The following is a 10,909-nucleotide window of genomic DNA, read 5'->3' as shown; positions in this document are numbered from 1 at the left end:
GGAACCTCATCAGGGTGCGAGTTGAATGCGTTTGGCGGCCATCCGGCTTTCCGACGGCATCCGCAGATCCCAGGCCAGTCCGGCGCCGGCGAGCAGCCGGATCAGCCAGTAGCCGGGATCGAGCCGATACCACTGCAATCCGAAGGATGGCGATTCGGGAAAGGCGTGGTGATTGTTATGCCACGATTCCCCGAAGGTGAGGAGCGCGAAAATTCCGCCATTGTGGCTGTTCTCGCGGGAGTCGTAGGGCCGGGTGCCGAACATGTGCAGGAAGGAATTGATGGCCCAGACAATGTGCTCCAGCACGAATATGCGAACGAATCCGCCCCAGAGCAGTCCGCTGACCGCCCCGGTCCAGCTCAGCGTGACGAGTCCGCCGATGAGCGCGGGAATGGCGAGGCCGAGCATGATCCACCAGTAGTACAGTCGCGAAATCCGCACCAGCGACCGATCTTTCAGCAGATCGGGTGCGTAATGCACGACATTCGGATATTCGTGCCGGTGCATCCACAGGAAATGCGAATGCGCGAGCCCGCGCAGCGCCCCGCGCCAGCCGTCCCCGGACAGGTTGGGGGAGTGCGGATCTCCCTCCTGATCACTGCATTCGTGATGCCGCCGATGCAGTGCGACCCAGGAGATGACCGGCCCCTGCCCCGCCATGGACCCGGCGATGGCGAGCAGCGCCGCCACCCAGCCGGTGGCCTTGAAGGTCCGATGGGTGAAGAGCCGGTGATATCCCGCGGTGATGCCGAGCCCGGTGATCAGCCACAGCCCGAACAGCAGCCCGAATTCGAGCGCTCCGAACGGCCGCACCCACAGGAATCCGATGGCGACGGCGGTCCCGATAATCGGGAGGATATCGAACAGCAGGAAATGCCTGCGTTGCAGGCGATGAATGTAGGGATTGCTGACGGTCTTCGCAATCATGGCGCTCGACCACCTCTGGTACGCCGAAATCGTGTGCAGCGAAAGCGTATCCAGCGCCGGTGAATTCTCCGCCGTGAGACGGCCTATCGCAGTGCACCGAATCGGCTATTGCCGAGCGCTCCGTCCCGCCGGTTCACTGCGAAGGTGACCGAGCAGACTCTGCCTCGCACCGAGGCCAACGATCCGCTGTTGCTGACCGCACGAGAGATTTCCGAATTGGTCGCCCCCGCGCCGTGGCGGCGCTTCGCCGTGATGGGCGATTCGGTGGCGGAGGGGCTGGGGGACGCCTCGCCCGGCTACACCACCGCACCCTGGGCCGATCGGGTCGCCGGGGCGTTGCGCGCCGCGCATCCGGAGCTGGAGTACCTCAATACCGGCCGGGCGACGGCCACCATCGCGCAGGTGCGCGAAGGTCAGCTGCAGCGGGTGCTGGATTTCGCGCCCGATCTGGTGCACATCAATTGCGGCGGCAATGATCTGTTCGCGCCCGAACAGGATCTCGACGCGGTGGAGGACGCGCTGGATCGGCTCTTCGCCGATGTCCGCGCGAGCGGCGCGCGGCTGTCCACCTTCACCCTGGCCGACGCGTATCCGGATCGCCTGCGGGAGTTCAGGTCTCGCTTCGCTGCCTTCGCCGGAATCGTGCGCCGGGTGTCCGCCCGGCATGACGCGATCATGGCCGAGCTGTGGGAGCATCCGGCCCGGCTCCGCCAGGATTGGCTGAGCGCGGACCGGATTCACCTCACCATGGCCGGGCATGCGGTGGTGGCCACCGAGATGATCAGGGTGCTGGGTCGATCCGCTGCCGAGTGACGGCATCGAACAGGTGCACGCGTTCGGCCGGAACGCTCACCCGCAGTGGCTGTCCCGGCGCGCACGCGGTCGTCGCCGGGACGACCACGACCCAGCGCTGATCGCCGTGTACACAGGTGACCTGTTTGGTGTCGCCGAGATGTTCGACCACATCGACCTGACCGGTCACCTCGACCTCGCCGGAATCGCCGAGCGTGCCGTGTCCGGGCCGCCAGCCCAGGAATACCCGGCCGGGCAGGCTCCGCGCGTCCAGGCGTCCGACGATGCCCTCTCCGGCGATGACCGAACCCGCTGCGGCCGAATGGATGTCGACCTCATGGAAGTTCATCGGCGGGGTGCCGACGAAGGCGGCCACGAACATATTCGCGGGCCTGGTGTACACCTCGTCCGGTGCGCCGGCCTGGGAGATGCGTCCGCCGTCGAGCACGATGAGCCGGGTGGCCATGGACAGCGCCTCGAGCTGATCGTGGGTGACGTAGACGAAGGTGGTGCCGAGCTGCCGGTGCAGGCGCACCAGTTCGGCCCGGGTCTCACCGCGCAGCTTGGCGTCGAGGCTGGAGAGCGGTTCATCCATGAGAAAAGCCCTGGGCCGCTTGACGATCGCGCGCGCCAGCGCGACCCGCTGCTGCTGTCCGCCCGAGAGCTGCGACGGCATGCGCTGTTCGAGCCCGCTCAGGCCGAGCATCTCGACGACCTCCGCGGTGCGGCTGCGAATATCGGCGGGGGTGGGGCCGTTCTTATCGTGCCGGGCCTGCAACCGCAGGCCGAAGGTGATGTTCTTCTCGACGGTCATATGTGGATACAGCGCGAAATCCTGGAACACCATGGCCAGCTTGCGATCTCGTGCGGGCACGGTGGTCACCTCGCGCCCGCCGATGTGGATCTGCCCGGCGTCGACACCCTCGAGTCCGGCGATGGCGCGCAGCATGGTGGATTTACCGCAGCCGGAGGGGCCGACCAGTACGGTGAACGAACCGTCCGGGATGAGCAGGTCGAGGTCCGCGAAGACCGGATTCGCGCCGAACTTCTTCGTCACCCCGGTCAATTCGATTGTCCCGGAGCCGGTCTCGTCCAGCGGCTGCCGGTCGATCACCGCCTCGGGTGAGATCAATTGGTCGGTCATCGGACTCCCGCCCTCATTACGGCGGCGGTCACGCGCCGCTGGTTCACCAGGTAGACGATCAGTACCGGCAGCGTGGCCAGGGTGGCGGCCGCCATCATGGGCCCGTACTGCGAGCCCTCTTGGGTCTGGAACAGTTGCAGCCCGACCTGAATGGTCGAATGGGTCTGCTCGGTGGTGATGAGCAGCGGCCACAGGTATTCGTTCCAATTGCTGATGAACACCACGATGGTGACGGCCGCGATCATCGGCCGCACCACCGGAATCACCACGCGGACAAGCACTTCCCAGTTCCGCGCGCCATCCATCCGCGCGGCCTCGAACAGGCTCGGGGGAATGGCCGCGACCTGACGGCGCAGCAGCAGCACCGCGAAGCCGCAGGCGGCGATGAGCGGCAGCGTCAGCCCGATATAGGTGTCCACCCAGCCCAGTCGCGCGGTCATGATGTACGCCGACACGATCAGGCTCTGCTGCGGAATCAGAATCGATATCGCGATCAGGCCCTCGACGAGCCGCTGCGCCCGAAACCGGAAGGCCACCAGCGCGTATCCGGCCAGAATGGCGAGCACCAACTGCCTGGCCGTCACCGCGGCCGCCATCAGCAGCGTATTGGTGAGCAGCCGGACGATCGGGAAATCGGTGGTGGCGACGTGATAGTTCGCCATGGTCGGCGAGACCGCCCACGGCTTGGGTTCGAAGATGTCGTGCGGGGTGCGGAAGGACGCCTGCACCGCCCACAGCATCGGGAAGACGGTCAGCACGATCAGCACCGGGCAGACGATGTGCATGCCGAAGGAGAACCGTTTACTCGGCACGGGTGAACCTCCGTACGGCCAGTAGTTGAACCAGTGCGGCGATCCCCAGCACCAGCATGACGACCGTGGCGGCCGCGGACGCGAGCCCGGTGTCGAAGTATTCGAATCCGTAGGTGTACAGCCGATACCAGGCATTGTCGGTGGACGCCTCGGGGCCGCCCTGGGTGAGCACGCTGATATTGGTGAAGCTCCAGTGCCCGGCCAGCACCAGGCACAGGAAGGACAGGAATACCGTGGTCCGCCCGAGCAGCGGAATCACGATGTGCCGGGTCACCTCCCATTCGGTGGCCCCGTCCAGCCGCGCGGCGTCGAGCCAGCGCCGGTCCAGTGCGGTGAGCGCCGCCAGATACAGCAGCACGTTCAGCGCGAAAACCTTCATGCCGGTAATGAATACGACCACCCAGATGGCGGTGTCCTTATCGCCGAGCCAGTTCACCCCGGCCACGCCGACGGTGGACAGCAGCGAATTGACCACGCCCTGAATGGGATCGAGCAGGAAGCGCCAGGAGATGGCGGTGGCGACCGGGGCGAGTACCACCGGGAGGAAGAGCAGTCCGCGATAGGCGTCGGCGAGGCGGCCCGGATTGCGCCACAGCGTGATCGCCACGCCCATGGGCAGAATGGTGGCGAAGGGGAGCAGGCCGAGTACGTACTGGGCGGTGGGCAGCGCGACCTCGCCGAAATTGTGGGAAAGCCTGCGGTAGTTGGCCATTCCGACGAAGGTCATGGCGCCGCTGCCACTCATGGTCCAGTGCGTGAAGCTGAACAGCATGGTGAACAGCAGCGGCCCGTAGATCCACATGGCGATCAGGGCGAGGACGGGCAGCAGGTAGGGCCACGGACCCCCGCTGCGCCGGGTGCGGAAACCCTTGCGCGGCGGTGTGGTTCGTGGCCCGTCCCCGGTGCGCCGGATGCTGGTCAGCGTCACGATCAGTCCAGCAGGCCGTTCATCTGATTGTTGACGTCCTCGCAGGTGGAACCCGGTGTGGCGGAGCCGAAGACGATCGGTCCGACGGCCTTGTCCTGGAGAATCTGCCGGGCCTCGTCACCGTGCGTGCCCTTGAGCGACTGGTACGGCGTGACATTGTCCAGCTGGCTCAACGCGGGCAGGATGCGCGGATCCTTGTCGATGTACGGGCCCAGGTATTTGGGATCGTGCACGATGGCCGGACGCAGCGGCAGGTAACCGATCTTCTCGGTGACCGTCTTGAATCCCTCCGCGCTGGTGAGGTATTCGATGAACTTCCAGGCCGCCTTCTGCTTGGCGGCATCCTTGGTGAGCACGAAAAGCCCCGCGCCGGAGTAGGTCGGCTTGGTGGGCAGATCGCCGAAGGCGGGCAGCGCGGCCGAGCGCAGATCGAAGTGGCCGTCCGCGGCCTTCTCCAGTCCCGCCAGCAGTGCGGTGCTGGTCAGGTACATGCCGAGCTTGCCGGATTTGAAGAGTCCGGCGGCGTCGTCATCGCTGATGGCGGGCTGCGCCCCGGAGGTGGTGAGGTCCTTCATGGTGGCCAGCGCGTTCACCGCGGCGGGGGTGTTCAGCTGCGGCTTGCCATTGGCGTCCAGCAGCGCGCCGCCATTGCTGTTGATGATCGACTGGGTGAGGAAGTCCGACTTCGAGGTGTTCGCGATGGAGGAGTAGAAGCCCTGTGCGTCAGTGGATTTGCGCAGCGCCAGTCCGGCGGTCTTGACATCGGCCCAGGTCTTGGGCGGCTGATCCGGGTTCAGGCCCGCGGCCTTGAACAGATCGGCGTTGTAGAACAGGGTGGGGGTGGAGATGGTGAACGGCATGGCGACCTGCTTGCCGTCCACCTTGCCCGCGGCCAGTGCGGGGGAGGCGATTCCGGCTGTGGCCTTGGAGAAGTCGGCGGCCGAGACGAAATCGGTGATCGGGACCACCGGCAGCGCGGAGACCGCGGCGACCATCTTGCTCAGGCCCAGCTGTGCGACCTCGGGCGGATCACCGGCGGCGGCCTGCGCCTGCACGCGGGCGTAGATGTCCTTGACCGGCACGCCGATCGGCTTGATCTTGATATTGGGATTGGCGGCCTGGAACGCGTCGATGAGTTCGGCGGTGCCCTTACCGCCCAGGTCGGGGGTGCCGTAGTTGTAGGACTCGAAGGTGATGGTGACGGGGCCGTCGGGGGTCGAGCTGCTCGAATCAGTGCCGCACCCGGCCAGATACGGCAGCAGGGCGACGGAACATACTGCGGCAGCGATGTATCCGCCGCGTTTACCGTGTATCACGGTCTCTCCCAATATTCTTTCGTGTTGTCGTCCATTGAGCACCGGACCGGGCGGCCCGGATCGGACCGTCGTACTCACTGGCCGCGTCCGCGATCAGCGCCTGCACCCAGTCCGGGTCGGTGTGCAGGAAGTGGGTGAGGACCAGCTGTCCGGCTCCGGCGCGGGCGGCCAGCCGACCGGCCTCGCGGGCGCTCAGATGGCCGTGCGGTCCGGCGTCGGCGGTGCGCAGGGTGGCCTCGCAGAGCAGCAGATCGCAATCGCGCGCGCCGTCCACCAGTTCCTCGGACCAGCCGGTGTCACCGGTGTAGGCGACCGTGCCGTACTCGGTCTCGACCCGGAACCCGCAGGCGACGGCGGCATGCCGGACGGCGAACGGGCGCACGGTGACCCCGTCGATCACCAGCGTGTCCCCGGCCTCGTACTCGCGCAGATCGAAGGCCAGGTCGATGGCCCGATTAAGCGCGGGCGCGGTGCCGACCGGGAACAGGCTCTGCAGTGATTCGAAGACCTGCCGGGAGCCCGCGGGCACGTACAGCGGTATCGGATCCGGTCCCGGGCGCAGCTCGTGATTGCCGCTGCCGTCGGGATACGGCAACCGCGGCGCGATCACCGACCGGGCGATCGGCAGGATGTCGTAGCAGTGGTCGCAATGCATATGGCTGATGAAGACGCCGTTCAATTCGGCCGCCTCGATCACCGTATTGACCGCGGTCGCCACCCCCGGCCCGCAATCCAGCAGCAGCGCGGTGGAATCCGCGGTGACCACGTAGCCCGAGCTGGGTTCCCGGTCGCGCGGCATACCGCAGCGCGATCCCAGCACATGCAGAGCCAATTCCGCCGCGGGTGTGTACCCGTTCGGATTGTCGATCGATTCGTGCGCGGTCACGCTCATGTGTCGCGTCCCCCTCTGTCCGTTCGCGGGAGCGCGATCACTCCCGTGGGCAATACTTTCGCCGGGTGGGTAACCCCGGGCAATCACGGAATCCATTGGCTGCGATAGGTATTCGGGGCTCGGCTACAGGCCCATGGCGAGGCCGCCGTCCACCGGGAGCAGTGCGCCGGTGATATAGCTCGCGGCATCGGAGGCCAGGAAGGTGACCGCGGCCGCGACATCGGCGGGCTCGCCGATGCGGGCGGCCGGGATCTGCGCCAGCGCGGATTGCCGCACCTTGTCCGGCAGTTCGGCGGTCATATCGGTGTCGATGAGGCCGGGCAGCACCACATTGGCGGTGACCCCGCGCGAACCCAGTTCCTGCGCAATGGATCTGGCCATACCGATGAGACCGGACTTACTGGCCGCGTAGTTGACCTGACCGGGCGCACCGCGCAGCGCCGATACCGAGGAGACGAAGATGATGCGCCCCCAGCGTGCCTTCAACATGGCGGTGCTGGCCCGTCGCGCCACCCGGTACGCGCCGGTCAGATTGGTGTCGAGGACATCGTCGAAATGCTCGGGGCGCATCATGGGCAACAGCCGGTCCTGGGTGATCCCGGCATTGGAGACCAGGATCTCGATGGGGCCGTTCTGCTCCTGTGCCAGGTCGAAGGCATGGTCCACGGCCGCCGGATCGGTGACATCGCATTCCACGCCGAACAATTCGGGCGGCGGGGATTTGCGATAGGTCACCGCGACGCGATCACCGCGCTCGGCGAAGGCCTGCGCGATGGCCAGGCCGATGCCGCGATTGCCCCCGGTGATCAGAACAGAACGACTCATCGAGACTCCTCGGTATGCGGATGCGCCTATCCGGGAACGGATACGCGCCCGGATGGTGCGAATTCCTCCACGGCCGCTGCGCCGCGGCGGTAGAGCAATCGGGTCAGCGGTTCGGTCATGGCCGTGGTGACCAGCGCCATCACCGCGAGGCAGGTGTAGATCTGCTGATCGATCACCTGGAGTTGCAGGCCCACCGAGAGGATCACCAGCTCGGTCAGTCCGCGTGCGTTGACCAGTACGCCCATCGTCAGCGCCGAGCGCATGGGCATACCGGTGGCCAGCGCGGGTGCGGTCGCGCCCGCGAATTTGGTCAGGCAGGCGACGAGCAGCAGCAGTACCAGTTCGCCGAAGCCCGCCCAGCCGAGGCCGTTGAGCTTCACCGACAGTCCCGCGACGACGAAGAACACCGGCAGCAGCAGGGTGGCCGGTTCGGCGATGCGGTCCGGAACGGTGGGTGCGATGCGCCGCAACTGTTCCCGGGGCACCACCGCGCCGAACAGGAACGCGCCGAACACCGGATGCAGGCCGATCGCCGCCGTCGCCCAGGCGCTCAGGAACAGGCCCGCGACCGTGATGGTGAAGACCGTGGTCTCGGTGCCGGGCAGCGGTGACAGTCGCGCGAACAGCCATCTCAGGCCGGGCCGCACGATGTACAGCAGTGTGATGCCGAAAACCACTGTCCGGGCGAGCATTACGACGAACCCGCCGATGCCGGAGGCGTGTGCGATCGATACCGCCACCACCAGCAGCAGCCAGGCCACCACATCCTCGACCGCCGCGCAGGCCAGCGCCAGCGTGCCGATCCGCCCGTGCCGCATGCCATTGTCGGCCAGGATGCGGGCCAGCACCGGGAACGCGGTGATGGCCATGGCCGCGCCGACGAAGATCGACAGCGCCCACGGATCCACCCGATGCCCGGCGATGGTGTCGTGCCGCGAATACAGCAGCGCCATCACGCCCGCGCCCACGGTGAACGGCACCAGCACCGATCCGGCCGCGATGGCGGCCAGCCGCCCGCGATGCCCGCGAATCCGCTCCATATCGAGTTCGAAGCCGATGCCGAACATGAAGAGCACCAACCCGACCTGCGCGATGATGCTCAGCAATTCGCGCACGTCGGCCGGGAACAGCACGGTGTCCAGCTGCCCGGGCAGCAGCCCGAGCAGACTCGGCCCCAGCATGAATCCGGCGAGGATCTCACCCACCACCGGGGGCTGGCGCAACCGCTGTGCGGCCGCGCCGAGCAAGCGGGCCAGGGCCACGATGATCGCCAGGTCCAGCAGTACGAGCGCTTCTTTCATACGACGCCCCAGAGCTCGCGTTCGGGACCGGCGGCATCGTCGACCCAGCCCGTGAGTGCGCCGAAACGCATGGTGCGGCGCCGATCCCGGTCATAGCGGGGCCACGGGGCGCGGCCTTCGCGAATGAATTCGGCCAGGGCGCCGCTGTACGCGTCGGCGAGCGGCTGTGCCTGCTCGAGCGTGTGCCCGGCCAGCAGCGGCGTCTCCAGCCAAGGGGCCGGATTGCCCAGGACGAAGGGGATATCGGCGGTGTGGCAGGAGCCGAGGGCCGGGTTGGGGGCCCAGTCGAACTGGTAGGTGTAGGCGGTCAACTCCTGGGCGATGCGCAGCGCGGGCATGCGGAAGAGCACATCGGTGAGCGCGTCGGCCACCAGTTCGCCGGGGCGGCCGCCCGGGCGGCGGCGGGAATAGTGCTGGAAGAGCACCTCTTCCGCGCCCGGACGGAAGCGGCCGAGGACGCCGAGCGCGGTGCGCTCGTCGACCGCGGCCATCCCCGGATCATTGGCGAGGAAGGCGCGGGCCTCCTCGGCGGTGGTGCCGATCAGCACGTCGACCCCCGCCGCGCGCAGTCCGGCGTCGATGGCGACGGGCAATTCCGCGCCGCCGAGCACCAGCGACGGACGTGGTTCCCCGTGTGCCGCGGTCACTTTCGCCGCCGCGTCCAGAATCTGCCCGGCGGTGGCCGCCTGGAGTTCGGCCCGGCCGCCGCCGAGTGCGGTGAGCAATGCCTCGGCATCGGCCGAAGCCTGTTGCGGGGTACCGATATTCGTCAGCGGGGGACTTGCCAGCAGTACCCGCTGGACGAGTCCGCGTGCGGAGGGAGCGGCGGCCACCGCGGCGGCCGAGAGCGCTCCGGCGGAGTGGCCGCCGACGGTGATGCGCTCGGGATCGCCGCCGAACGCCGCGATATTGCGGTGCACCCACTGCAGCGCCGCGATCTGATCGAGCAGGCCCATATTGCCCTGCCCCGCACCGAGGTACAGGTAGCCGAACGGGCCGATCCGATAGTTGGGGCAGACGACGACGATATCCTCGTTCTCCGCCAGCCGCGCGCCCGAATTGCGTTCGCCGCCACCGTATCCGGTGACGAAGCCGCCGCCGTGCAGCCACACCAGCACGGCGCGCTTGCCGATCACGTTGGGGGTGAACACATTCAGCGTGAGGCAGTTGTCCTCATCGCTGCCCGGCAGCTTCTCGCTGCCGAGGATGGCGGCCATGGGGGAGGGGTTCTGCGGTACGGCCGGACCCGGGATCTCGGCATCGAGTGCCGCGGACCAGGATTCGGGCGGTTCGGGCGCCGCGAACCGCAGCGGCCCGACGGGCGCGGCGGCGAACGGGATCCCGCGGAAGACCGCGAGATCACCGTCCACCAGACCGCGCACCGGCCCGTGCTGGGTATCGGCGAGCACCTCGGTGCGCTGGGTCATCGCACCATCCGTCCCCGGCACAGGCCCAATACCGCGCGGGCCACGTCGACGCCGCCCGCGCCCAGCTCATCGGACCAGCTGGTGAGCACCTGGGTTTCGCGCCGATGCTCGATGCGGGGTCCGCCGTCGGCCAGCCGATAGCGCTGGATGTCGAGCGAGATATTGCGCCGCGCCGCGATCAATTCCCGCAGCTGACTGTCGATTTCGTCGATGCGTGCGCGACCGTCCGCGATGGATTCGATCGGCGCGCTGACCTCAGGCGTCGCCATGGTGTTCTCCCACGTAGCGCGTGATGTCCGAGACGATGCGGAAGTCCGGCAGGACCTCCTCGGGCACGGGGATGCCGAACTCGGACTGGATGGTCACGGCGATCTCCAGCAGGGTGAGCGAATCGATGTCGAGGTCGTCCACCAGGGTCTTGTCCCCGGTGACCTCATCGCGCTCCAGCCCGCCGACGCGGGCGATGACGGTGATGATGCGATCGTCGAGATCGGTTGTCTCGGTGGCGGTCCGGGCCGCCTGCTGCTCCGACATGGTTCTTCCCT

The 10,909-nt window shown here is 67.4% G+C and carries 12 protein-coding genes; 1 reads left to right on the top strand and 11 read right to left on the bottom strand.

Annotated elements, in window-relative coordinates; all coding sequences use genetic code 11:
* Positions 1 to 9: 9 nt before the first annotated feature.
* Complete coding sequence (locus ACFC4D_RS29025; protein WP_376068118.1) at positions 10 to 927, bottom strand: acyl-CoA desaturase; 918 nt, start codon at positions 925 to 927, stop codon at positions 10 to 12.
* A 144-nt stretch (positions 928 to 1,071) separates the two neighbouring features.
* Between ACFC4D_RS29025 and ACFC4D_RS29020 the strand changes: the two genes are divergently transcribed.
* The gene (locus ACFC4D_RS29020) at positions 1,072 to 1,740 is read left to right on the top strand and encodes an SGNH/GDSL hydrolase family protein (RefSeq protein ID WP_375965104.1); all 669 of its coding nucleotides are present in this window, start codon (positions 1,072 to 1,074) and stop codon (positions 1,738 to 1,740) included.
* Here the strand turns inward: ACFC4D_RS29020 and ACFC4D_RS29015 are convergent.
* The 10 genes from ACFC4D_RS29015 to ACFC4D_RS28970 form a co-directional block, all read right to left on the bottom strand.
* Positions 1,709 to 2,863 (bottom strand): ABC transporter ATP-binding protein, encoded by a 1,155-nt coding sequence (locus tag ACFC4D_RS29015; protein ID WP_376068116.1) that lies wholly within the window; start codon positions 2,861 to 2,863, stop codon positions 1,709 to 1,711. The two genes, ACFC4D_RS29020 and ACFC4D_RS29015, sit on opposite strands and share 32 nt — an antisense overlap.
* Complete coding sequence (locus ACFC4D_RS29010; RefSeq protein ID WP_376068115.1) at positions 2,860 to 3,675, bottom strand: carbohydrate ABC transporter permease; 816 nt, start codon at positions 3,673 to 3,675, stop codon at positions 2,860 to 2,862. Before ACFC4D_RS29010 ends, ACFC4D_RS29015 begins: the two co-directional genes overlap by 4 nt.
* The gene (locus ACFC4D_RS29005; protein WP_375965110.1) at positions 3,665 to 4,603 is read right to left on the bottom strand and encodes a carbohydrate ABC transporter permease; all 939 of its coding nucleotides are present in this window, start codon (positions 4,601 to 4,603) and stop codon (positions 3,665 to 3,667) included. The genes ACFC4D_RS29010 and ACFC4D_RS29005 overlap by 11 nt, the downstream gene beginning before the upstream one ends.
* 2 nt (positions 4,604 to 4,605) lie before the next feature.
* A complete protein-coding gene (locus ACFC4D_RS29000) occupies positions 4,606 to 5,919 on the bottom strand; it encodes an ABC transporter substrate-binding protein (RefSeq protein WP_375965112.1) in 1,314 nt (437 codons plus the stop codon).
* Entirely contained in the window at positions 5,906 to 6,811 is a 906-nt protein-coding gene (locus ACFC4D_RS28995; RefSeq protein ID WP_375965115.1) for an MBL fold metallo-hydrolase, read from the bottom strand. Before ACFC4D_RS28995 ends, ACFC4D_RS29000 begins: the two co-directional genes overlap by 14 nt.
* A gap of 123 nt (positions 6,812 to 6,934) precedes the next feature.
* Positions 6,935 to 7,636: a beta-ketoacyl-ACP reductase gene (locus tag ACFC4D_RS28990; protein WP_376068113.1), complete on the bottom strand. Its 702-nt coding sequence runs from the start codon at positions 7,634 to 7,636 to the stop codon at positions 6,935 to 6,937.
* A 26-nt stretch (positions 7,637 to 7,662) separates the two neighbouring features.
* Positions 7,663 to 8,937 (bottom strand): cation:proton antiporter, encoded by a 1,275-nt coding sequence (locus ACFC4D_RS28985; protein ID WP_376068111.1) that lies wholly within the window; start codon positions 8,935 to 8,937, stop codon positions 7,663 to 7,665.
* Positions 8,934 to 10,364, bottom strand: a complete 1,431-nt coding sequence (locus tag ACFC4D_RS28980) for a carboxylesterase family protein (protein ID WP_376068109.1) — start codon at positions 10,362 to 10,364, stop codon at positions 8,934 to 8,936. The genes ACFC4D_RS28985 and ACFC4D_RS28980 overlap by 4 nt, the downstream gene beginning before the upstream one ends.
* Positions 10,361 to 10,633 carry a chorismate mutase gene (locus ACFC4D_RS28975; protein WP_375965124.1) on the bottom strand — a complete coding sequence of 91 codons (273 nt, stop codon included), beginning with the start codon at positions 10,631 to 10,633 and terminating at the stop codon, positions 10,361 to 10,363. The genes ACFC4D_RS28980 and ACFC4D_RS28975 overlap by 4 nt, the downstream gene beginning before the upstream one ends.
* Entirely contained in the window at positions 10,620 to 10,898 is a 279-nt protein-coding gene (locus ACFC4D_RS28970; RefSeq protein ID WP_376068107.1) for an acyl carrier protein, read from the bottom strand. Before ACFC4D_RS28970 ends, ACFC4D_RS28975 begins: the two co-directional genes overlap by 14 nt.
* Between the last annotated feature and the right edge of the window lie 11 nt (positions 10,899 to 10,909).

It is taken from the genome of Nocardia sp. NPDC056000, assembly GCF_042269265.1.
In the GTDB taxonomy this organism is placed as follows: Bacteria; Actinomycetota; Actinomycetes; order Mycobacteriales; family Mycobacteriaceae; genus Nocardia.
Note: the sequence above shows the minus strand (reverse complement) of the source record. Positions and strands in the feature narration are given on the sequence as shown.